16 protein-coding genes, 1 tRNA gene and 1 CRISPR repeat array (1 of these 18 cut by a window edge) are annotated in these 23,894 nt (G+C 62.4%); of the genes, 4 read left to right on the forward strand and 13 right to left on the reverse strand.

Going from position 1 to position 23,894, the window contains the following annotated elements; genetic code table 11:
* A CRISPR array of direct repeats spans positions 1–5,022; the repeat unit is 28 nt; unit sequence GGCTCATCCCCGCAGGTGCGGGGCGCAC (it extends 6,908 nt beyond the left edge of the window).
* Between the two features lie 103 nt (positions 5,023–5,125).
* From cas2e to cas3, 8 genes are all read right to left on the reverse strand, one after another.
* On the reverse strand, positions 5,126–5,452 hold the full coding sequence (cas2e, locus tag B843_RS10240) for a type I-E CRISPR-associated endoribonuclease Cas2e (RefSeq protein WP_034652775.1): 327 nt from the start codon (positions 5,450–5,452) through the stop codon (positions 5,126–5,128).
* A gap of 4 nt (positions 5,453–5,456) precedes the next feature.
* Positions 5,457–6,386 (reverse strand): type I-E CRISPR-associated endonuclease Cas1e, encoded by a 930-nt coding sequence (gene cas1e / locus B843_RS10245; protein ID WP_025253413.1) that lies wholly within the window; start codon positions 6,384–6,386, stop codon positions 5,457–5,459.
* A gap of 8 nt (positions 6,387–6,394) precedes the next feature.
* Positions 6,395–7,033, reverse strand: coding sequence for a type I-E CRISPR-associated protein Cas6/Cse3/CasE (gene cas6e, locus B843_RS10250; RefSeq protein ID WP_025253414.1), 639 nt, complete (start codon positions 7,031–7,033; stop codon positions 6,395–6,397).
* The gene (cas5e, locus tag B843_RS10255; RefSeq protein ID WP_025253415.1) at positions 7,030–7,731 is read right to left on the reverse strand and encodes a type I-E CRISPR-associated protein Cas5/CasD; all 702 of its coding nucleotides are present in this window, start codon (positions 7,729–7,731) and stop codon (positions 7,030–7,032) included. The genes cas6e and cas5e overlap by 4 nt, the downstream gene beginning before the upstream one ends.
* On the reverse strand, positions 7,728–8,846 hold the full coding sequence (gene cas7e / locus B843_RS10260; protein WP_025253416.1) for a type I-E CRISPR-associated protein Cas7/Cse4/CasC: 1,119 nt from the start codon (positions 8,844–8,846) through the stop codon (positions 7,728–7,730). The genes cas5e and cas7e overlap by 4 nt, the downstream gene beginning before the upstream one ends.
* A gap of 24 nt (positions 8,847–8,870) precedes the next feature.
* A complete protein-coding gene (gene casB / locus B843_RS10265; protein ID WP_051483496.1) occupies positions 8,871–9,533 on the reverse strand; it encodes a type I-E CRISPR-associated protein Cse2/CasB in 663 nt (220 codons plus the stop codon).
* On the reverse strand, positions 9,530–11,203 hold the full coding sequence (gene casA, locus B843_RS10270; RefSeq protein WP_038595463.1) for a type I-E CRISPR-associated protein Cse1/CasA: 1,674 nt from the start codon (positions 11,201–11,203) through the stop codon (positions 9,530–9,532). The genes casB and casA overlap by 4 nt, the downstream gene beginning before the upstream one ends.
* Before the next feature lie 87 nt (positions 11,204–11,290).
* Positions 11,291–14,134: a CRISPR-associated helicase Cas3' gene (gene cas3 / locus B843_RS10275; protein ID WP_155895146.1), complete on the reverse strand. Its 2,844-nt coding sequence runs from the start codon at positions 14,132–14,134 to the stop codon at positions 11,291–11,293.
* Positions 14,135–14,409: 275 nt separating this feature from the next.
* Here cas3 and B843_RS10280 point away from each other — a divergent pair, with 275 nt between their 5' ends.
* The gene (locus tag B843_RS10280; protein ID WP_025253420.1) at positions 14,410–15,051 is read left to right on the forward strand and encodes a Fic family protein; all 642 of its coding nucleotides are present in this window, start codon (positions 14,410–14,412) and stop codon (positions 15,049–15,051) included.
* A 19-nt stretch (positions 15,052–15,070) separates the two neighbouring features.
* Here B843_RS10280 and B843_RS10285 read toward each other — a convergent pair whose 3' ends face one another.
* The 5 genes from B843_RS10285 to B843_RS10305 form a co-directional block, all read right to left on the reverse strand.
* A complete protein-coding gene (locus B843_RS10285) occupies positions 15,071–16,267 on the reverse strand; it encodes an MFS transporter (RefSeq protein ID WP_038595465.1) in 1,197 nt (398 codons plus the stop codon).
* Positions 16,268–16,377: 110 nt separating this feature from the next.
* Positions 16,378–16,451 (reverse strand) — tRNA-Arg (locus B843_RS10290).
* 87 nt (positions 16,452–16,538) lie between these two features.
* Positions 16,539–17,186, reverse strand: a complete 648-nt coding sequence (locus tag B843_RS10295) for an ABC transporter permease (protein ID WP_025253422.1) — start codon at positions 17,184–17,186, stop codon at positions 16,539–16,541.
* Entirely contained in the window at positions 17,186–17,806 is a 621-nt protein-coding gene (locus B843_RS10300) for an ABC transporter permease (protein WP_244877322.1), read from the reverse strand. The genes B843_RS10295 and B843_RS10300 overlap by 1 nt, the downstream gene beginning before the upstream one ends.
* Before the next feature lie 26 nt (positions 17,807–17,832).
* Positions 17,833–18,645: an ABC transporter ATP-binding protein gene (locus B843_RS10305; RefSeq protein WP_025253424.1), complete on the reverse strand. Its 813-nt coding sequence runs from the start codon at positions 18,643–18,645 to the stop codon at positions 17,833–17,835.
* A gap of 179 nt (positions 18,646–18,824) precedes the next feature.
* Here B843_RS10305 and B843_RS10310 point away from each other — a divergent pair, with 179 nt between their 5' ends.
* From B843_RS10310 to cas9, 3 genes are all read left to right on the forward strand, one after another.
* Positions 18,825–19,523: a sortase domain-containing protein gene (locus B843_RS10310; RefSeq protein ID WP_038595468.1), complete on the forward strand. Its 699-nt coding sequence runs from the start codon at positions 18,825–18,827 to the stop codon at positions 19,521–19,523.
* Between the two features lie 82 nt (positions 19,524–19,605).
* A complete protein-coding gene (cmrA, locus tag B843_RS10315; RefSeq protein WP_025253427.1) occupies positions 19,606–20,409 on the forward strand; it encodes a mycolate reductase in 804 nt (267 codons plus the stop codon).
* 178 nt (positions 20,410–20,587) lie between these two features.
* Complete coding sequence (gene cas9, locus B843_RS10320; RefSeq protein WP_025253428.1) at positions 20,588–23,890, forward strand: type II CRISPR RNA-guided endonuclease Cas9; 3,303 nt, start codon at positions 20,588–20,590, stop codon at positions 23,888–23,890.
* The last annotated feature ends 4 nt before the right edge of the window (positions 23,891–23,894 follow it).

Consider the following 23,894-nt stretch of genomic DNA (forward strand, 5'->3'; position numbering starts at 1 on the left):
GCAGGTGCGGGGCGCACCGGCCCCTCCGGCAAATCGTAGACCACCCACGGGGCTCATCCCCGCAGGTGCGGGGCGCACTACGACCTCGCTCCTGACTGGGGGTGGGGCGCGGGCTCATCCCCGCAGGTGCGGGGCGCACTGAAATCCTGATCATTGCGCGATTGTTCTGCCGGGCTCATCCCCGCAGGTGCGGGGCGCACCCCTCACTTGATTCTTAGCCTGTGCCGGAAGGGGGCTCATCCCCGCAGGTGCGGGGCGCACTCCAACGAGTGCTTCGAGCTGATCCAAAGGTACGGCTCATCCCCGCAGGTGCGGGGCGCACTCCAACGAGTGCTTCGAGCTGATCCAAAGGTACGGCTCATCCCCGCAGGTGCGGGGCGCACAACTAGGTTTCATGGCAAACCCAGCAGAACTTCGGCTCATCCCCGCAGGTGCGGGGCGCACCCACCAGTGACCTACTGAAGTTTCTGCTCGGAAGGCTCATCCCCGCAGGTGCGGGGCGCACTACCAGAGGACGCCACACGAATGGAATGCCTTGGGCTCATCCCCGCAGGTGCGGGGCGCACCTATGCACTATTGAGTTCTCAAACAACAAGCCGGGCTCATCCCCGCAGGTGCGGGGCGCACGGGGTTTTCACGAAGGCCATCAACGATGATTTGGGCTCATCCCCGCAGGTGCGGGGCGCACGCAGCACCGAGCGAGAATCCGCCGCCGCCGCCGCCGGGCTCATCCCCGCAGGTGCGGGGCGCACTCTAGGAGGCTAAGATATGGCTACTGCCGCCGGGGCTCATCCCCGCAGGTGCGGGGCGCACGCCGCCGATCTTTATTTCTCGGAGGTTGGCTTCGGCTCATCCCCGCAGGTGCGGGGCGCACGTCACCTCAACATCAAAAACCGCCGCCGCCAACGGCTCATCCCCGCAGGTGCGGGGCGCACCCGGGATACACCCCGGGCCGTGACGTGTACCAGGGCTCATCCCCGCAGGTGCGGGGCGCACGGCGGAGCATCAAGGCTTACTTTGCGGCGGGCGGGCTCATCCCCGCAGGTGCGGGGCGCACCCTTGGGGTGGTGTTTTTTCCTTACACCTAGAGGGCTCATCCCCGCAGGTGCGGGGCGCACCTTGACCAGTGGGAGTTCTTTCCACCCGTGGGCGGCTCATCCCCGCAGGTGCGGGGCGCACGCTACCCACTCGCCGGAGCGGACGGAGACGGCGGGCTCATCCCCGCAGGTGCGGGGCGCACCGGGGAAACACTGGTCAGGATGCAGCCGAATGAGGCTCATCCCCGCAGGTGCGGGGCGCACTTCTTGTCGATTACGGCGCGCGAGAAGATGGTCGGCTCATCCCCGCAGGTGCGGGGCGCACTGTGACGATCGGATACGCGAATCTCTCGAAGGCGGCTCATCCCCGCAGGTGCGGGGCGCACCACTGCCGGTGTGACCGGCGTGACCGTCACCGGGGCTCATCCCCGCAGGTGCGGGGCGCACTGGCGGAATGCCTGCAGGAGCCTCATAGTGTTCGGCTCATCCCCGCAGGTGCGGGGCGCACCGGTTTGACGGGTTCGCGTTTCAAACGCGACCCGGCTCATCCCCGCAGGTGCGGGGCGCACGCGTGGATATTTACCTCGGCAATTCCCGTCGAGGGCTCATCCCCGCAGGTGCGGGGCGCACTTGCTTCGCTTCGAGGAAATCTTCTTGATTTCCGGCTCATCCCCGCAGGTGCGGGGCGCACGGATGTCCCGTCCTGGGTGGTCAAGATGGTGTCGGCTCATCCCCGCAGGTGCGGGGCGCACTTGCCGAGCATGCCCTCGAAGGTCGCCGTGGACGGCTCATCCCCGCAGGTGCGGGGCGCACCACTTCCTGCCTTTGGCGGTTGGCTTACCGTGGGGCTCATCCCCGCAGGTGCGGGGCGCACGTGCTTTTCGCGTTCTTGGATGTACGCCTGGGCGGCTCATCCCCGCAGGTGCGGGGCGCACCGTGTGTCGGAGGTGGAGCCGACGACGGTGGAGGGCTCATCCCCGCAGGTGCGGGGCGCACACATGCCCCCACAATTTGTGCTGGAGCGTGTTGGGCTCATCCCCGCAGGTGCGGGGCGCACGGCGAGGTAATACCCGAACATTGTCCTGATGTAGGCTCATCCCCGCAGGTGCGGGGCGCACGCCCGCAGCTCGTCCAGTGAACCACGGAACGCGGGCTCATCCCCGCAGGTGCGGGGCGCACGATCTTGATAGTGTCAATTGTCACAGTCTTTCCGGCTCATCCCCGCAGGTGCGGGGCGCACGGGGCGCAGAGCCACGCCCACATGCGCGGCGGGGGCTCATCCCCGCAGGTGCGGGGCGCACATCTGCTTCTTACCACCGAAGCTCTTGATGTCCGGCTCATCCCCGCAGGTGCGGGGCGCACGTGGTGAAGCGTGATGCGAGTGCGCGTGCGAAGGGCTCATCCCCGCAGGTGCGGGGCGCACAACATCATGCCCGCCATCACCGCCCCCGCATACGGCTCATCCCCGCAGGTGCGGGGCGCACCGCTCGAGACCGACAATCCCGGGGTAAGCACAGGGCTCATCCCCGCAGGTGCGGGGCGCACCGCCCTCGTAGGCTCCGCCTCACGGCGGAGACGGGCTCATCCCCGCAGGTGCGGGGCGCACCCGCGGTTTCGGCGACGCTGTAGGCGCGTCGTGGGCTCATCCCCGCAGGTGCGGGGCGCACCGGAGCCTTGCTATGCGCTCCTCATACACCACAGGCTCATCCCCGCAGGTGCGGGGCGCACTTGTAGTCGACCCGTACCGTATGCGGCGTATCCGGCTCATCCCCGCAGGTGCGGGGCGCACCAGGTTGAGGCGCAGGATTCGGCGCTTTTGGCGGGCTCATCCCCGCAGGTGCGGGGCGCACCAACATGGCTGTGGCAAAGCGTTCTCGTGCCCGGGCTCATCCCCGCAGGTGCGGGGCGCACCGCGACTTCTCAACCGTCCACCCCAGCCACTCGGGCTCATCCCCGCAGGTGCGGGGCGCACAGTGCGGCCGCCCCTGTCGCTATGGCCTGCGCCGGCTCATCCCCGCAGGTGCGGGGCGCACGTGCGGAAAAAGAGTCGCTGCACTTCCTCACCGGGCTCATCCCCGCAGGTGCGGGGCGCACTCGGACCATGGGTCGCGTTTCCTGGTGGCGTGCGGCTCATCCCCGCAGGTGCGGGGCGCACTGTGTGTTTTAAAACACGTGCCGATAAGGAGAAGGCTCATCCCCGCAGGTGCGGGGCGCACTTATGCAGCGGGCCACCGGGGAAGCGAATCGACGGCTCATCCCCGCAGGTGCGGGGCGCACCGTGGAACGCAGCCAGGCGGTATCCGCCGCTGGGGCTCATCCCCGCAGGTGCGGGGCGCACCTTCGGCAATACGCTCGACTGGCTCAAGAATGCGGCTCATCCCCGCAGGTGCGGGGCGCACCTCGACCGAGGTCGCGCTGACCTTCAAGGTGCGGGCTCATCCCCGCAGGTGCGGGGCGCACAGTACCAGATCATTCACCGTAATGGGATGGGTAGGCTCATCCCCGCAGGTGCGGGGCGCACGTGATGATATCAAGACTGTCATGGGGTCGGGTGGGCTCATCCCCGCAGGTGCGGGGCGCACCTGTATCCGATTTTTGAGTACATGAAGGCCGGAGGCTCATCCCCGCAGGTGCGGGGCGCACCCACCGAGCACCGCGCTGACCGCCTTAAAAGTCGGCTCATCCCCGCAGGTGCGGGGCGCACCTTCAGAATCTTGTCGACGATTGGGGAATCCTCGGCTCATCCCCGCAGGTGCGGGGCGCACCCGCCGTCTACCTCGGCGTCGCATCCGCCAAGGGGCTCATCCCCGCAGGTGCGGGGCGCACGCCGTAGGGGCTTTCTAGGAGGTGGTTGTCTTCGGCTCATCCCCGCAGGTGCGGGGCGCACTGAGCATGAGGGCGCACGAGAGTGCTATGAGGGGGCTCATCCCCGCAGGTGCGGGGCGCACTTCCTGACGGCATTTGCGCGCATTTTCCACGTCGGCTCATCCCCGCAGGTGCGGGGCGCACCTCCAGACCCACAACATCGCCGCGGGCGCGGAGGGCTCATCCCCGCAGGTGCGGGGCGCACCAGAGTTAATGGTTGATGCCATTAGAAAGCTCCGGCTCATCCCCGCAGGTGCGGGGCGCACCCAGCGCCGCCTGAATCAAGTTCTGCGCACGCGGGCTCATCCCCGCAGGTGCGGGGCGCACTCGAAACCGGCGCGCTGCGCAACGGTGCCCGCGGGCTCATCCCCGCAGGTGCGGGGCGCACTCGCAGCCGCGTGGGATTGGGTGCGGACAACCGGGCTCATCCCCGCAGGTGCGGGGCGCACTCAAACAACAAGCCGTTCCTACTGGTGAAGGGCGGCTCATCCCCGCAGGTGCGGGGCGCACACCTGGTATTTCACCAAGGTCGGCAGGATAGTGGGCTCATCCCCGCAGGTGCGGGGCGCACGGGGGCCTGCAGACCGTCAAGCTCGGCCTGTAGGGCTCATCCCCGCAGGTGCGGGGCGCACGACGCCCCCACCGGCTTCGACCAGTCCGGCACCGGCTCATCCCCGCAGGTGCGGGGCGCACCAAGGCTGGACTCGGTGGCGAAGTCTAGTGAGGGGCTCATCCCCGCAGGTGCGGGGCGCACTAGCGGTGCCGTCCCCGGTTAGAGCGGGATCACGGCTCATCCCCGCAGGTGCGGGGCGCACATATGCGCAGTTCTAAAGGTTGTCAGTTGACTAGGCTCATCCCCGCAGGTGCGGGGCGCACTCCGATGTGATCGTTGATGGATCATATTTGGTGGGCTCATCCCCGCAGGTGCGGGGCGCACGGTACGACACCAGAAGCACGCAGGATTGGCCGGGGCTCATCCCCGCAGGTGCGGGGCGCACCAGTCCGGCTCATCTCTCAAGGGGTCGATCATGGGCTCATCCCCGCAGGTGCGGGGCGCACTCTCGCCACCATTTTTGCCGTTGTCGCCAGTGGGGCTCATCCCCGCAGGTGCGGGGCGCACTCTTGCTGACGTGCGTTTTTGGAGCCGTTTTCATGCTATTACATGCAACTTGCTTTTCCGAAATGACCTTCGCCAGGTTGGAGTTCATGAGGTGCTGCGAGTGTCAGCGCATCCTGCGAGCTTTGCTCCATCCGGTCCGGCGCGCGGTGCGCTGCCTCTTGTCAGGGCGAATCATGAGTTTGATGCCATCGAAGTCCGTCGGCACCCAGTCGTTTCGGTGCACTTTGAAGTCGAAGCCCTGCTCATTCGCCGCGTTGTGGACGAGGATCGCGCGCCCGTCGCGAACAAGGTCGCAGGTCCGCTCCCACACCGCGTCGCGAACACGGGCGCTAGGCCGCCCGACGAACACGCCTGGCGATATCTCCATCAGCCATTTCGTGAGGTCGCCACGTAAGCCAGCTGGACAGGCGGTCACGACCAAGACCATCATCGCGTCACTCTTCCTCCCAGTTGATTCCGCTCGCAACGGTCTCAAGGTCGCTCCACAGTCGCAGTTCCGCCTCGATGTTCTCCGCCTCAGAGTCGATCTCCATGAGGAAAAGGAGATCCTTCACCATGCGTTGCAAAAGACGCTTTTCGACGACCTTGTCACGAACGAAATGCCGAACGTACCGGTCAGCATCCATTTGTGCCCCGGCCACGGCATCAAATGCCGCGGGTATCGTGATCTCGGCCTTGTACAAATCGGCGAGATCGTAGACGAAGGCTCTGTCCGTGCCTTGGTGAACGATGCCCAGCGCAGGATTGAATCCGAGGCTGACAATGACGGCGTGGGCGACGCCGTATAGGGCGGCATTGGCAGCCGTGAGGGCCCGATTGATGGGGTCGCCAGCATCGAAGTCGGCGGGGTTGTAGCTTCGTCGACTCCAGTAGACGCCAGTTCGGGCGCTGTGTTCGGAGTAGATTCGCTTCATTCGTGCGCCCTCGCGGCCGCGCAGCTGAGCCATGCTGAGTCGCGAGACGTCCTCACCAGGAAAGCGCATGGCGTACATTTGCCGCGCGCAAAACAGCCGCCGGCGCTGATTGGTCACGATTGCCGCCTGAGCCATGGCGTTTCTGGAGGTCTTCGCGAGCGGTCGCCCGTGGGCGTAATAGCGAATGCCCTTCTCCCCTACCCAGACGACGCTCACTCCGGCGTCGCCAAGCAGCGCCATGGCTGCGTAGGTAACCCGCGTACCTGGCCCCAGCAGCAGCACCGCGAGATCCGCGGCGGGCACATGCGCGACTCCGCGATAGTCGTGAATCGTGAGCGCATTATTGTCGCGGTTGATCGTCGCTTTCTCCGCGTAGAGAAACGAGATCCTCTCCTCTACCTTGGACAAGGCGATGCGGTCGAGCGGCGTGCTGCTGGGGTTCTCAGACATGGCCGGCCCTACCGCCGAGCGAGGGTTAGGAGGCCGCACCCATAGGCACGACCTCTGCCCAAGCCGTCGACAAGCACTTGTCGCAGCTGATCGGGATCAGTGACCTCAAGGACGCCACGGTACCGCACCGCCTGCAACGCAACTCGCCGTCGATTGGACTCCTCGCCTTTGTTGAAACGCAGATGCGAGCGTTCGACGATAGCGCACTCCTTGAGCGCGAATCCGCCCTTCGCCGCCCGATCCTCGAGCCACTGGGCTTGTCCCTCATTCCCCACGAGCGACACCACCTTTCCACGCTTGGAATTCTTCTTGAATTCCGACTTGGTCGGGTTGGCCACTAGCTCGAAGTTCCACTGCTGACCTTTTCGAAGCGAACCGAGCAGGGGCATGTAATCGGCGATCTCGGGCGGCCGCGTCGCCCAACCGGCCTGCTCCACGATGTGGCTCGCGTCGCTGGCCTCGGGGCCAACCACATAGAGCACATACTCGTGGCCCCGCTTGTCGAGGCGCCAGAGCACTCGGGACTCATCGCTGAGATCAGGAGGAAAGGCTCCGCGCACGGCGGCGTGCATCGCTTGGGGGTTGGTGAGCAACTTTCGGGCTTGCCGCCGCTCAGGATTTAGCAGGATCCTCGTGAAGCTGGTCATACCGACATCACCGCCTCCATGAAGGGGTCGTCGTGCTGCCCTAGCGGATTATCAACCTCGACGCCGCGCAAGTCATGAACGACTTGGCGCCAGCCATACTTCCGATGCTCCTGGGAAAAGGACAGAGGTACGTCTTGACGAGATACCCCGCTTTCGTTGGGACCGGCATCCCTGAAGATCGGCAGATTGACCTTCTTCGCGCGCTTTACGCGATGCGACTTGGATGCCTGCCACGGAAGTTCCTTCAGCGCCGTCACCGCGTCCTTGTCCACCGTTCCTACGAAAAGATCGGGAGACGCGGGGCACGAGCGCCGCCCCAAGAACAGCGGAAAGCGGGGGCTGTTCACTGCTCTAGCCAGCGACTCAATGAATTCATTGTCCTCACTCTCAATCGCCGAAACAAAGACAGCGTCCTCGAGAAAGTAACGCGTCACTAGCCTCGTTCCGCCGCCAGTCTGCCACTTTTCCGCAGTCTGGTAGTCCTTGAGCAGGGTTCCGGGCTGGTCAACACGCACCGCGAAGGTGAGCCCCGCGAGATCCTCGATGGGGTCCGTCCGCCGACGCCCTTGGGCCGCTGCCAAGAGTCCCAAGACCCCGGACTTTGTGGGGACTTGTCCCGTGGTTCGAATGTTGTATCGGCTGTCGTCGCCCCATGACTGCAAGGGCCCCTTCAGCCGAAGCAAAAGGGTGGCGGTCACTTCGATCGCTCCTCCAAGAACGCAGCGACGGATGCGGAAAGCTCATCCAAGGTGGCTGCCTCCGCGAGGTCCGCAAACGGAGCACCCAACTCTCCGAGGCCCATTACGAAGGCCTTCAGCGGAACAAAGCCATAGGTTTCCTCGATCTGGCGCTCCTCCGTTGCCAGCTTCTTCGCACCCTCGGCTCGACGTCCGGCCTCTTGATCCGAGCCGACCGGCTCCTCGAAGGCGTTGACTAGGGACACGGAACGCCCGTCGCGGATAGCGACGTAGACAAGCTCGGGAAGAGTGTTGTTGGCGAAGGTGTTTTGCTTACCGGTGGGAAGGCTCGTGATGAAGCTCTTGATAAACGCCACCGCGGCCTCACGTGCTGCAGGGTGGTCACCAAGATTCTCACCCAGCGATTCAACGTCGATGGTCGCAAAGCGGTAAAGGGTGGAAGACATCATCTGGACCGTGCCGATCATGCCGGCGCCTGTTTCCTCGTTGTCCTCGACGAAGTCATCGACGGCGGTGAAGTAGTCGAACTCTGGCTCGGACTCGTGAATGCCCAGGGCGTGCGCAACCTGGACCGAGGCATCGACGTTGTAGGACGGATCGTCGGCAAGCATGCGGCCGAACATCGCGATGTCGATGCTGTGCTTGGTGTCGATCGCTTCCTTCGCCTTCTTCTTATCTGGCTTGCCTTCGCCTTCGATCGCCAGCTTCGCGGCCGCCTCGATCTGACGGGGGCTGAGGAAGACGAGGTAGCCTGCCTCCGGTGCTCCCACTACAATCTCGTCGCCCTTCTTGACCTTCTTTTCGGTGATCTTGATGCCCGCAGCCTTGAAGACGCTCTCCGCCAGCTTGATGGCATCGGCCATCTCAATGGACTCATCCAGGCTGTGGATCTTCTCAGCAACGATCTCCACGACTTTGCGGGTGCGGAAGCCCACGCTTCCAGCGGGCAGATGCTTTTCGAAGTCCAAACGAATCGCGCGCTTCCACGACTGCGAGGAGACTCGCTGGCGGGGCACTCCGCCGAACACCGCGCTCTTAGGCGCACCGGTGTCGTCGCGGTTGATCAGGCTCGGGGGAAGGGTCTGCAGGGCGTGAATATCAATGACGAGGGACATTGGGGTTTCCTTTCAATGCTTTCTCTAGTTTTCCGTGGTGGTTTCGGTTTCTTCGCTGGGTGTTCCCGACGGCCGGCCGATGGCAAAATCACGGCCCCATCGCAGCAGAACCCCATTCTTCCGCTTGGGATTTTCCAGGTCACGCAGATCGACCGCGAAACGTCCGTAGTCGAAACCGAGATGGTTGTTCCGAAGCAGTGAGATCAGATTGCGCGCGTGAATGAGGCGCGAACGCGAATTGCGGGCAAGGACCATGGCGTCGAAACGCGGCTTGATGGAGCCGGACTCGCTTTGCTGAACGAGGCGCCCGCAGGCGGAAGCAAAGGTCGCATTCTCCACGTGCATCTTGCTCGTTGCCCCCTGCATGTGCAGGGCAAACAGGGTCAAGGCATGGAATGCCGCATTCTCAGACGGTGACGCCTTATTCCCCTGCCCCAGCTCGCGATCGCTCAGATCCGGCTGCAGGGTGCCAAGCACTAGGCTGATCGCCAACGGATCCCGATCAATTGGCTGGCCCGCGAGCTTTCGCAGTTGCGCGAGTTCCGCGCGCGCTTCGGCCTTTGCCGAGTGCGTTACGTTTCCGAGGTAGCTATGTTGCAGCCATTCGGCAGTGTTTGACACTGAAAAGCGCAATCGCGGCTTTCCGACGGCCAATGGCGACTCATCTTTTGTCGAGGGTTGAGTCATCGATCATTCTCCTTTTCTTCACGGTTCTGATCCTCAGATTCAAAGGCAAGAGGCAAGGCCTCTTTCAACTTCTTTCGTAGCCACATCATCGCGGTGCTGGCCGACTGGATGTGGACCTTCTCTCCAGAGTCGGTGATGCGCCCGACGAGGGCTTTCGGCCCAGCACCTTTCACGAGCACCGCCGCTTGCTCGAGGATTGTTTGGCGAACTTCCTTCTGCCACTCCGCTATTTGGTTGTCCATGTCGCCAACGTTCAGGTGAGAAAGCCAGGTCAGGAAGCGCGGCTCGAGGATTCCGAGAGCGGTATCCGTGGGATACGGCTGGAATTCGTATTCTCCTCCCGCGGCGACGAGCAGCTGCCCCGCAAAACTGCCAAGGGCTACTGCGGCATCGTTGGTGGACTTGGCCGCGTCTAGAAGCTTCCTTCGTTGTACACGGGACTTCTCCTCAAAGAAGAGCGCAATCGGGAGGTCCAGCCCGTAATGCACGACCGTGGCGACGGAAGAACCTTTTGGACCGTATTCAACTGAAAATAATTCAAGCTTCAAGAGCTTTGGGACAAGGTCAGGCTCTTGCTCAGACAAGTCAGCGAGGAAAGTCAGCGTCTTCGGGCGCTTCGGCGCAAGGTCTTTAGGAGTGAAGCCAAGATCGCCGTCAATGGAGATGAGCGGAGAAAGGCTCCTCCACATCGTTCTCTCGGTACCATACGGGCGCGGGTAGTAAACCGGCTGTCCCTTCTTCGACTTGTTGGCGCTATAGCGGTGGGGAGTCATTGGATCGTCGAGGAGATTGGCGCCAGCGTCTGGTATCTTGTCGCCGTTTGAGACGAGTACTCCTGTGACCTTGTCTCCTACGACAAAAAGTTTGATCCGCCTAGACTGCCAAGTGGCGAGGTCGGAGGCACCACGGGGCACAACAGAATCCGCCATGGAGTTATCGCGCTGCTCCGAAGAATCTTGAGGGCGCTCCCAACTCGGTTGGTCACCTGGATCGTAATTTTTCCAAACCGTATTCAGGACAAGTGTCTCTCGCAGATTTGCGCCGACGACGAGGGTTCCACCAGTCATTCCGGTCCATCCCGTACCGATCGGATACCCACGCCCTCCCTTCACCCGCGGATCGCCAAGGGCACCGGACTTAATTCCGGAATAGTCGAAGGCCTGCGTGTAAACGACCCACCTAGCAGCTTCTCCGAAGCCAACCCATGACCGCGCCTCACCTGCACGCATCGTAAAGTATTCGTTCTCGGCCTCCGGCACAATTCTCTGAATCTGTGAATGACCACCGCTCTGTGTAGCCAGATCGGCAACCTGCATGAAGGGAGTCTCAGGGTGCAGGAGGTCGAAGCGATCCTCGTGCAACTTCAGGTACTCGAGTACTGCTTCATCAGGACTGTTGTTTCGTGCCGATTCTTGCTGTGTTTCGTACCAGTCAATCACTGCATCGATGGCATCAGCGTCGCGAAAGTCGGCATCCATTTCTGGGCCATGCGCGCGCCAATAGATTGCTAGCAAAAGCCTAACAAGAGCGTAGGTCTGAACCGGGGAATCCGCCCGGACCTCTTTTACGGGATTCGAGCCGTCAAAGACTTGCCTAATGCCCAAGTCCGCTTGCTCACCGTTCTCGAGAACGCAAGGAATCCATGGTTCGTCGAGAAGCGAAAAAGTCATTTCTGTCTCCTTCAGTAAGGGGGTTCCGTTGAAGCTAATGAAACAATCGATAAAGAGATTCTTAATCCCTATTTTCGGTTAGAAGGATCATTTCCGCTCAACTTCATGGAGCCCAATTTCGTGAGAATATTCCAAGACAACTTTTCCCAGCGTGATCCGGTTATTTTCATCCAGCCTGAGAGCTACTTCCCCCTTCAAAAGGGGGCTTTTCGCCCACCCCTCGGGGGTATCAAGCTCAAGCTGGGTGATGGTGGCCTCGAAGACCGACTCATACCTCGCGAATCTGCTGGGCAACCTCAGCGAAGAGGATGCGAGCTCGAGGGCTTGCGGGAAATCAAGAATCTCCCCATCTATGTGCATGGTCTCATCACTCGAGCTCAGGGCGCGGTAACCATAGTCATTTCCGATGATGGGAATGACCTCGATGGACGGGTCGGTGTCACGGACCTGGGCTCGTGCGCGAATGTCCTCCTGATCCGCCCTCTGCCGAGGCCCGATTCTCTCAAACAGCGCACCAAGGTTCTTCGCGTCTTTAGGAGCAGGCAGTTGAAAGACCCCCGCACGTTGAAGCAATTGCGCACGATCGGAAACGCTTGTGTCGACCGCCTCTTCCCATGCCTTTCTCCACTCCTCGGGAATCTCACTCCTTACACGAGAAGTGTCGTAGACGAACTGGACCGAATCCGGAACATCCTCGGGCCTCTTGAAGGGCTTTGCGCCAAAACGCGAGGTCAGCAGGTAATACGTCCCCAGAAGGATGCTGTTGTCGTAGATTGCTTCGGTGCCAGGATCGAACTCAGGTGTCGGAGTGGTCCCCCTGATACCGCGGATCAAGACCATTGGCGACTTCATACGCTCCGGTCGGTCGCCGCTGTGCCCTGAATGCCTGTGGACTCTTCCTAGGCGTTGGATTATCAAGTCGATGGGGGCTATGTCGGTAATGAGCAGGTCGGCGTCGATGTCGAGGCTCTGCTCCAGGACTTGTGTTCCACACACGATAAGGCGGTGCGGGCGGCCGCTGCCTCGATGAGACTTCTTGCCAAGCGCTTGAAGGAGGCGTTCCTCTTTGGCCGACCGGTCATTGGCCGCGAATGCGGAGTGATGAAGCTCCACCTCGCCTGGGAATTCGGCGGCCAAAGCTTCAAAGCTTTCCTGGGCGCGGCGAATTGTATTCGAAATGACGAGGATACAGCCACCATCCTCTGTCGCAGACCGAACCTCTGCTACCAAGGTGGTTAGGTCATCTTCGATGAACCGGATCTCAGCCTCTGCGTCATTGCCACGCGGAGCAACCTCGATTTCCGAGAGTCCCTTCTCACTGGCAATGGTGATGAGTGGATACGCCGTCGATTGAGGCATCGGCAGCTTAGACTTCCACGCTGATGAATACGCCTCAACAAAGGAACGCTTGCTTTCCAACGGGAGGGTCGCACTGAGCATGATCACCGAGGCGCCGTATTCCGCGAGCCACTTGAGCGTGGTTTGGAGGTAGGAGCTCGTGTACGCGTCGTAGGCATGGCACTCGTCTATGATGACTACCTTTCCGGACAACGCAACGTGCCGGAGCATGGAGTGCCGCATCTGCAGCGCCATCATCAAAACCTGATCCACCGTACCGATGACGAAGTTGGAGAGCATCCCCTTCTTCCGGCCACTCAGCCAGCTTCCTGCCACCACGTCGCCACCTGCCTTGTCATCGTCACCGATGTTCCGAAGCCGAAGATTGTTGTAGCTGCTCAGGAGGCGATTCTTCGAATGTGCCAAATAAAGAGAGCTGATGGTATCGGGCGGAGTAATTGTCTTCGCCCAGTCCTTGAAGCGATCAAACAGGCCATTGGCAGTCGCCATCGTCGGGGCAGCAAGCACCACCCCTTGGGCTCCTGACTTCTTACCCAAGATTTCGGCCACCTTGAAGGCCGCCTCAGTCTTCCCTTCTCCGGTCGGGGCTTCGATGATGACCAAGGCGGGCACCGCAGCTTCGACAGCCGCGCGAAGCGCCTGAACCTGAACTTCCCTGGGGCTTGCGTCCTCTGGCCATCCAAAGGAAGACAAATACTCGGATTTTGGATCCCGGATGACCAATTCGCAGACTTCTCCTATCCACGGATGGGTCAACTCGACCTGGGCCATTCCTTGGATCACACGGGATGCTTGATCCCCTCGTCGTTGCGTCGGAAATGCTTCGGTGTTCGAGGCGATCCAGTCGCACATCACGACGAATCCTGTGAGGACTTCAATCGCGCCGGCAGGCAAATAATCCAGTCGACTAAGCAGGTCAGAAATCCCTGTGACCTGCGCAAGCGAGTCGAGCAGCTCACGGTGCACCGCTTTCCAGCCGGCGGGGTAGTCGTCAACAATATCCCTTACCAGGCCTCGCGTCGATGCATCTGCAGGCAGACCATGATGCGCCTCGGCCACAGATACGAGGGGCAGAACCTTGCGCCGGCGCGCACCATTGTTGCAGAGCCATTCGAGCTGGATCGCGCCAGAGAACGCCGCGTGATAGGGCTTGTTTTGTTTTTCCAGAAGATCCATGTTCACTGGCAGCCCCGCATCCATGACGGAATCGATGAGCGAACGCTTGGAGGTGGGATCCACGAGCTTTTCCTGAAAGCAGATGGAAGCCTTGCCGATATCGTGGGCTGCTGCACACCAGATCGCTAGGACTCGAACCTCTTCCCGCGAGAGGCTCGTCGCCTTGATGAGGAATTCTTTCGTCTGATGAGAAAGATAGTTATCCCACACGTACTCGGCGACCGCGCCAGAATCCGCCATGTGCTGGGCGAGATTCATCGGCCCTGACTCGTCGCCCGACTTGGCTAACACTGACCTTGTCTGGGCACCTAAAGCAGTTGCAAACATTTCCCAATTCATCGAAATCCTCAATTTAAATAAGAAATTAGGTTGTTTCTGTTTTCGAGTATAACTCACCTCTCGGTAGGATGTAGCCTCGAGAAGAACAATTTCTCTGCAGTGGCGGAGATGAGCCGTTCTTTTTTAAGTTGCCAGGCTGGTTTTTCTCACCTTCCCCGCACTTGCGGGGCCCAAAGCCGAAACTGAATCTTGATCTCATCACAATGTGTGAACTTAGCCATCCCCCACGACACTCGGGTATTTGATCGAAAATCCTTGCGTAATTCGGGTTCACGCCACACCGCAATAGTCTGAATTTATAGCCTGAATTTCATCTCTCAAGTTAGGAAACAATGCTCAGCGACAAATTGGTGAAGGTTCTTTACACAGCGGGAACGGTCTTCGACAACCTCCGCTCGAGCGAGCTTTCGACGAGGTCCTTCCTCCAGAGCGGCGATGACTCTGGCATCGTTTCTCGCGCAGACCTTGACCTACTCAATGACCTGCGAGACGCAGCAGAGATTGCGGTGCACCACAAGAGCGTTCAATCACCGGTGAGCGAGGCAATCGTGAACGAGATGCATCGGGCCATGACCCGATCGGCCGCGCTGCGCCCGGGCAAGCTGCGTACGAAAGAGCAGAACATCGGTGTGTCCACTTCCTATGGTCGCCACATGCCACCGGCGCTCGAACCAGGGGAAATTGATGGACTGCTTCGATCCGCGCTCACTCAAGGCGACCGTCGTCGACAAGCCGCGTGGATATTCGTGCTCCTCGCCAAGGCACAACCATTTGAGGATGGAAATAAACGCACGGCATTGCTCACCGCCAACATCCATCTTCCGCTGTCCGAATACCTTTGCGCACCATTTGATCCAGATGACATCGAGGTATCAAGGAAGTTTCAAGATCTCCTCGCCCGAGCCTATGTCTTCGACGAGATCGACCCGGTCGTTGACTATCTCCTAGAATATGGGCTGATCATTGGGGAATGATGGGCGATCCGTCCTCGTGTCAACGATCTGACGTGGCGGAACCACGCTGCCTCGTCAAAAGCAGCATGACCAGCGCCGCCACCTGCATCGCTAGGCAGACGGCAACCAGCCCGGCGGTCGACTTCTCGTAGAGGTAACCCAGGAGCGTGCCGCCCACGAACCAAGCCGCGCCGTAGAAGGCGGCGAACAGCCCGTAGGCGGTGGCGCGGCGCTGTTTCGGCACGAGGTCGGCAACGCCAGCGCGCAGCGTGCTTTCCTGCACGCCCATCGCGGCGCCCCAGATGAGCACGCCCGCGATCGCCGTCCAGAAACCGCCGCTAAACGACAGCACGGTGCCAAGCCCAGCGAGGATTGGCAAGGAAACCAGCACCTTGATGCCGATCTGGTCGTAGTACTTGCCCGTGATGAGGGCAGCGATGGCGTCCACGCCCATCGCGATCGCGTAGATGACCGGGATGGAGGCCACCGGCGCGATGCCACGCTCGGAAAGGTGGTAGCCGATGAGCCCGAAGGTGGCGTATCCGGCCATCGTCAGCGCGACGAAGACGGCGTAGCGCCAGAAGTCGGGCGAGAGCGCAACCGCGTCGCCCTCGGTTTCCTCGACCGTCGCCTCGTAGCGGGCGGGCTCGGGCACCTTCCTGGCCAGCCAGAACAGGATCACCATGGCGATCGCACCGGGGATCGCCAGGATGGCGAAGCCCGTGGAGTAGCCGCCCGTTGCGGCCAGCACCGCCGCGACCAGCAGCGGCCCGGCGAACGCACCAGTCTGGTCGAGCGCCTCGTGGATGGCGAAGGCCTTGCCGCGGCCGGTCTCGCTGCCAGCGTGCGAGATGAGCGTGTCTTTTGCGGGGCTGCGCACGGCCTTGCCGACGCGCTCGAGCAGGATGAGTGCCGATGCGCCCGCGACACCGAGCGGCAGCGCCAGCGCCGGGACCGCCGCGGCGGTGAGCAGGTAGCCAGCGATCGTCCACGCCCAGTAGCGGTGCGTGCGGTCGGCGGCGGGACCGGAGACCAGCCGCAGAGCCAGCGCGGTCGCCTCCCCCGCCGCGGTCACCGCGCCCACCAGCGCGGCGCTCGCACCCAGCGAGCCAAGGAAGGGTCCCGTGATCGAGCGCGCCCCCTCGTAGACCACGTCCATCAGCAAGCTGACGACGCCAAAGGTGACGACGAACCCCCAGGGCGAAAGCCCCATCTTCTTCTCACTCGGCGCGGGCATACTCCCAAGTCTATTGCCGCGGGCCGAGCGAAAAGCAGACTGTCTCCAAGCACACGAAAAGGCACTTCCCGAGGCTCGGCAAGAACCTCGAAAAGTGCCTTTGACCTGCGCGCCCCCAGCAGGATTCGAACCCGCGACCAATCGGGTAGAAGCCGACTGCTCTAATCCACTGAGCTATGGAGGCATGTGGGAAATTCCAACCTTTACAGGTTAGCGCATTCCTTCCTCACCAATGAAAACGCGCCCGGCTTCCCCGGGGTCGCCCCGGGAGTTAGCTCGCGCGCCGCGTCGGCACGATCGAGAACGCCAGCTCCACCAGCAGCGCGAGCAGCACCACCACGATCGCGCCGCCGACCATCTGCGGATAGTCGCGAGTCTTGAGACCTGCGAAGATGAACCTCCCGAGCCCTGCGTCGGCGGTGTAGGCGGCCAGGGTCGCGGTGGCGATGACCTGCACGCAGGCCGAGCGCAGCCCGCCGAGGATGAGCGGCCACGCGAGCGGAAGCTCCACCTGGGAGATCTGCTGCCACGGGGTCATGCCCATGGCGCGCGCGGATTTCACAACGAGCGGGTCGACGCTGGCCACGCCCGCGTACGCGCCCGCCAAAAGCGGCGGGATCGCCAGCACCACGAGCGCGATGGAGGGTGCGAGCAGCCCGATGCCGATGAACAGACCGAGCAGGGTGAGCAGGCCAAGGGTCGGGATCGCGCGCCCGGCGCCGGCCACCGCGGCTACTACCCCGCTACCGCGGCCGGAGTGCCCGATGGCGATGCCTATGGGCAGCGCGACGAGCGCGGCCACGGCCACCACGACGGCGGTGATACCGAGGTGTTGGACTAGGCGCAAAAGGATGCCGGAGGTGCCGGTCCAGTTGTGGACGTCGCTAAGCCAGGAAAACGAGGAGCTGAGGAGATCCATCAGGCGCCCACCCCTCCCCGAGCGCGGGTCCACGGGGTCAGCAGTCGCCCGAGGAGGACGACCATGGCGTCGACAAGCAGGGCTAGCACGACGGTGAGGACGAGCCCCATGGCGACCTCGGCCACGATGTTGCGCTGGAAGCCGTCGGTAAACAGGGTGCCCAGGCTCTTGATTCCCACGACGGCGCCGACGGTGACGAGGCTGACGGTGCTGACGGCGGCCACGCGCAGGCCCGCGATGATGACGGGAGTGGCCAGCGGCAGCTCGACGTTGAGGAAGGACTGCCAGGGCGAGTAGCCAACCGCGACGGCCGAGGTGCGCGCGGCGGGCGAGACCGCGCCGAACGCGTCCGCGCAGCTGCGAGTGAGCACGGCGACGGCGTAGATGCTTAGGACGATCACCATCGTCGCCTGCGAGCGCATGGACGTGCCCGTGATGATGGGCACGAGGATGAACATCGGCAGCGAAGGAATGGCGTACAGGGCGCTGATCAGGCCCAACAGCGCGGTGCGGCCGAGCGAGAAGCGCTGCGCGATCCAGCCCACGGGCACGGAGATGACGGTCGCGATGGCGATCGCGGAGAGCGCCAGCCACAGGTGCGTGAGCGTCAGCTCCGCCATGTTATTTACATTGTGCGAAATCCAATTCATTCCCGCACCGCCCCCACCACGCGCCCGGTTCCATCCACGACCACGGTGGTTTCGCCACGCTTTTCGACGCTCAGCCTTCGGCTGCCGGAGTTGATCCCGAGGAAGTCCGCCACGAACTCGCCCGCGGGGTGAGCGAGCAGATCCGCGGCGCTGCCGCGCTGGGCGATGGTGCCGCCGGGACGCAGGACGATGATGTCGTCGGCGAGCGCGAAGGCCTCGTCGATGTCGTGGGTGACAAACAGGACGGTCTTGCCCAGCTCGGCCTGCAGGCGGCGGACCTCCTGCTGCAGCTCCCGGCGCACGATCGGGTCGACGGCCGAGAACGGCTCGTCCATGAGCAGCACGTTCGCCTCCGCGGCGAGCGCGCGGGCGACGCCGACGCGCTGCTGCTGCCCGCCGGAGAGCTGCGCCGGGTAGCGGGTGAACATGGCCGCATCGATGCCGACGAGCTCGAGTAGCTCCCCCGCCCGCTTGCGCGCCTCGGCCTTGCTGGCGCCGGCGAGCCGGGGCACGACGGCGACGTTGTCGATGGCGGTGCGGTGCGGGAAAAGCCCGCCCTGCTGGAGGACATCGCCGATCGAGCGACGCAGGCGCACCGGGTCCTTGGTGGCCACGTCGACGCCGTCGACCAGCACCTGGCCGCCGGTCGGGTCGATCATGCGGTTGACCATGGAGATCAGCGTGGACTTGCCCGAGCCGCTGGAGCCGACCAACACGGTGGTGGTGTTGTCGGGCACGGTGAAGGACACGTGGTCGACGGCGGTGGTGCCGTCGGGATAGACCTTGGAGACGTCGCGGAACTCGATCATCGGGCCACCTCGCCAAGGCGTGTGCGGCTTGCTGCGTGACGGTAAATGATCGTCTCCTTATATATGCATCGATGGCAATGTGCGCCCCAGCCTACCCGCCGCATTCTGCGCGGCGCGAGAAATTGCCTATGATGGGTCGGTAGTTGGGGATCGATTGCGACACGGGAGCGAAGAACACGATGAAGAAAACCACGGCCGCCGCGCTCTTGCTCGCCGCCGCCACCCTCGCGGCGGCTACCACCGCCTGCTCGAAGGACGGCGAGGAATCCTCGCCCGCCAGCAGCGTGGCGACGTCCACCACTTCCTCCGCGGCACCGACCACCGAGGCCTCCGCCGTCAACAAGGGTGCCGCCCCCGGCGGCGTGGGATCCTTCACGATGGACGGCCCGGCCGCCATCACCGGCGCCACCTACGACTCGATGCCCTACGAGCTCCCGCTCAACCCCGCGGGCCCGCAGGACACAATGGTCCGCTGGGTCACCGGCTGGGGGCAGTCCCCCACCACGCCCGAGAAGGGCACCACCTACGTGCTCGGCCACGCGTGGGGCCAGCAGAAGCTCGTGTTCAACCCGATCTCCGAGCTGGTCACTGCCACCGCCGACATGAACGCCCCGGTCACCGTCCCCGGCGACGAGGGGGTCACCGTGCGGCGGTTCAACTCCACCGCGCTCAACGGCTCGAAGATCACGATGTCGGACGGCACCGGCGCCCGCGAGTGGGTCGTGGACACCGCTTACCTCGTGGACAAGGACGAGGCCGCCTACGATACCCAGCTGGTCGACGAGACCATCCCCGGGCGCATCGTGCTCATCGCCTGCTCGGTCGACGGCTCCCAGGACCTCGACTACAACGTCATCGTGGAGGGGCACCTGGACTAGGGCGGTCGCCGTGGGCGTCGAAAAGCGAATGCACAGGTAGACTAGGCGGCAGTTAAATCCCTGACCGAAAGGCCCACGCCCCATGACCCTACCAGCTCCCACGATGAACGCCCGCGCCGTAGTCACCGGCGCCAGCCAAGGCATCGGCCGGGCGATCGCCCGCGACCTCGCCGCGATGGGCTACAACCTCATCCTGGTCGCCCGCCGCGAGGAAATCCTCAAGGAGCTGGCCGACGAGCTGGAGAAGAAGCATGCCATCGTCGCCGAGGTCCGCGCCTGCGACCTCGCCGACGAGACCGCCCGCGCAGCACTCATCGAAGAGCTCCAGGGTCGCGAGATCAACATCCTCATCAGCTCCGCAGGCATCGCCTCCTTCGGCCCCTTCCTCAAGCAGGACTGGGGGTACGAGACCAAGCAGTTCTCGCTGAACGCCACCGCCGTCTTCGAGCTCACCCACGCAGTGCTGCCGGGCATGGTCGCCCGCGGCACCGGCGCCATCTGCAACGTCGGCTCCGTGGCGGGCAACGGCCCGATCCCCAACAACGCCACCTACGTGTTCACCAAGGCCGGCGTCAACGCGTTTACCGAGGCCCTGCACTACGAGCTCAAGGGCACCGGCGTCACCTGCACCCTGCTGGCACCCGGCCCCGTCCGCGAGGCGGAGATCCCCGCCGAGGAGCAGTCGATCGTGGACAAGGTGGTCCCCGACTTCCTGTGGACCACCTACGAGTCCTGCTCCCGCGAGACCCTCGAGGCCATGGCCGCGGGCAAGCGCCGCGTCGTGCCCGGACCCCTGTCGAAGGCCATGAACGTGGTCTCCCAGTTCGCGCCGACCGGGCTGCTCGCACCCGTGATGGGGGCGTTCTACAAGAAGATGGGCGAGTAGTACTGCCCGTGTCAATCCCCAGATGAGGGTAATTTTCCGTTTTTCTGCGACATATTGCAATCGCCTACTACAATCGAAAACGAACTGAACCTCAGTAAAACATTGCCCCGCTTGCAGTGTTGAATGCTCCAGCCGGCCGCCTCGTGCGGCCGGCTTTTTCATAAAAGAAAGGCCCACCATGGTCTCCCTCAAATATAGAGTCGGCATTGACGTCGGAACCTTCTCCGTTGGCCTCGCAGCTATCGAGGTTGATGAGAAAGACATGCCTGTGAAGATCCTCAGCGCGGTCTCCCACATCCACGATTCGGGGCTCGACCCAGACCAGCAGCAAGATGCTGTCACTCGTCTCGCGTCAAGCGGCATCGCACGCCGTACTCGTCGGCTTTACCGTCGCAAGCGTCGCCGTCTCGTCCAGCTGGACAAGTTCATTGAGGGGCTCGGGTGGCCGGTCAAGGAGTTTGAGGAATACAGCGATCCGTTCATGCCCTGGCACGCGCGGGCAGAACTGGCTGCGGGTTTCATTGAGGATGAGGCAGAGCGAAACGAGAAGCTCTCCATCGCCATGCGGCATATCGCGCGTCACCGTGGCTGGCGAAACCCGTATTCAAAGGTGTCCACCCTCCACACTGAGGTTGCACCCAGCGAGGCTTTCCTCGCGATCAAGGAGGAGATTGCCAAAGTGGCGGGCATCAAGATCCCTGACGACATCACCGTCGGCCAGCTCGTCGCTTTTTGCAACCTAGGCAAGCACCGGCTCCGCGGCAAGGGCGGCGTGCTTTCTTCACGCCTCCTCCAAAGCGACCACGCCAATGAGATCATCGTGATCGGCCGCATGCAAAATCTCGATTCTTCGCTGGTGAAGCAGCTTATCAACGAGGTGTTTAAAGCCGAGTCTCCAAAGGGGTCTGCTGCGGGACGAACTGGTGTGGATCCGCTCCAGCCCTCCAAGAAACGCGCCCTCAAGGCTACCGAGGAGTTCCAGCGTTACCGGATCGCCTCGTTGATCGGTAACCTCCGCATCCGTGAGGGCAGTGGACAACGACGCCTGACAAAGGAGGAGACCTCCCTCGTCTTCGATCACCTCATCAACCTCAAGCCGAAGTCGGAGCCGTCATGGCTGGCTGTGTGCGAGATCCTGGGAATCGATCGCGGCAACCTCCGCGGTACCGCCACGATGACCGATGATGGCGAGCGCGCGGGTGCCGCTCCTCCCGTCCATGAGACCACGCGCCGTATCCTCAACTGCAAGGTTAAACCTCTCGTAGCTTGGTGGATGGAGGCTAATGCCGAGGATCGCTACGCCATGATTAAAGCTTTGGCCAACTCCGAGGTCGATGACTTCGACTCACAATCAGGCGCCAAGGTGCAGGCCTTCTTCGCCGAGCTTTCCGACGAAGATAACTTGAAGCTCGATTCACTCCACCTACCCATGGGCCGAGCGGCCTACTGCGAAGATACTCTCGCACGCATCACCAAGCGCATCCTCGAAAACGGCGAGGACCTTTACGAGGCACGCCTCCATGAGTTCCAAACTCCGGTCGATTGGACACCACCCGCTCCCGAGATCGGTGCTCCAGTAGGCAACCCAGCGGTCGATCGCGTCCTCAAGGCCGTGTCGCGGTGGTTGGAAACCGCCGTCGATACTTGGGGAGTGCCCACACACATCACCATCGAGCACGTCCGCGACGCGTTCACCAGCGAGAGAAAATCCCGCGAAATTGACCGCGATCAGCAAAGACGCGCCAAGAGGAACTACGAGGTGTTCGCAGAGATGGAGAAAACACTCGGTGTTCAGAACCGCAATCGCTCTGATCTCACTAGGTACCTCGCTGTCCAGCGCCAAAATGGACAGTGCGCCTACTGCGGAACGCCCATCTCGTACCAAGGCGAGGGCAAAGACAATTTTGAGATGGACCACATCGTGCCCCAAGCTGGCCCAGGTTCAACCAACAAGCGCGAGAATCTCGTCGCGGTGTGCCCTAGCTGTAACAGGTCAAAGGGTAACGTTCCTTTCGCCGTTTGGGCTGCGAAATCGACCAACCCGAATATCTCTGTAAAAGCGGCCGTTGAGAGGACTCGCCACTGGCTGGCGGATCCCGGCTTGAACGCGACCCAATTTGCCAAGTTCCGTAAGGCTGTTTGCGACCGACTTTCCCGCGTTTCCATCGATGAGGAAATCGACGCACGCTCCATCGAGTCGGTGGCATGGATGGCCAATGAGCTCCGCGGGCGCATCGCTCAGCGTTTTGCCAAGGACGGGACAAAGGTCGCCGTCTATCGCGGTGAGCTCACAGCCAAGGCCCGCGGCGCATCCGGAATCAGCAAGCGCCTCGTCTTCCTCGATGGCTATGGCAAGACCCGCTTTGACCGACGCCACCACGCCGTCGACGCGGCGGTGATTACCTTCATTACCCCGACGATCGCGACCATCCTGGCTCAGCGTGATTCGATGCGCGACTCCCAGAACCTCCTTCGCGAGCCTGCTCAGTGGAAGGAATTCACTGGCCTCGAAGAAAAAGACCGTTTCATGTGGACGCGGTGGAAGATCCAAATGGAGAAGCTCAGCGTCCTACTCAACGAAGCTCTCGCAAACGATCGAATTGTTGTGATGTCGAACCTGCGGCTGCGCCTCGGGAACGGCTCCGCACACGAAGACACCATTGGCAAGCTGACCAAGCTCCACGTTGGCGACGCTCTTTCGGTGGCGATGATCGATCGCGCGGCTTCAGAAGCACTGTGGTGTGCGCTTACCCGGCATCCTGATTTCGACCCCAAGGAAGGTCTCCCCGCCGATCCGAGCCGACAGATTCGGATTCACGGCACACGCCTCGGCGCCACGGATGAAATCGGATTCTTCCCAGTCAACGCGGGATGCATTGCCCTCAACGGTGGATACGTCGAGCTCGGCTCCAGCTTCCACCACGCACGCATCTACAAGATCACCAGCGGAAAGAAGCCTGTTTACGCGATGATGCGCGTGTACACCGTGGACCTGCTCCCCTACCGCAACCAGGATCTGTTCACCGCAGAGATCAAGCCGCAGTCTATGACGATGCGCCAGTGCGAGCCCAAGCTCCGCAAGGCGATCGCTGAGGGGAACGCCGAATACCTTGGATGGCTTGTCGTCGATGACGAGCTGCTCATTGACCCGACTCCATTCAGCGACGGTCAGGTTGGAAACGCACAACAGGAGCTCGGGCCAATTCGACGATGGCGGATTGACGGTTTCCCCTTGAATTCAAAGTTCCGTCTTCGCCCAATCCAAATGAGCACGGAAGGCCTCGATCTGAAAGCACCATCGGGGGTTAAGAAGGATCGTTTTGGCCCCGATGTGCGCAAAATCGTGGACTCTCCTGGCTGGCGACCTGCGGTGAATAAGCTCTTCTCCAGCGGAAAAGTAACTGTCATCCGTCGAGATGCTCTGGGACGTCCAAGACTCGAGTCGGCTGCACATCTCCCGATCAGCTGGAAGGTCGAGTGATCTA

The sequence above is a fragment of the Corynebacterium vitaeruminis DSM 20294 genome (genome assembly GCF_000550805.1).
Classification (GTDB): domain Bacteria; phylum Actinomycetota; class Actinomycetes; order Mycobacteriales; family Mycobacteriaceae; genus Corynebacterium; species Corynebacterium vitaeruminis.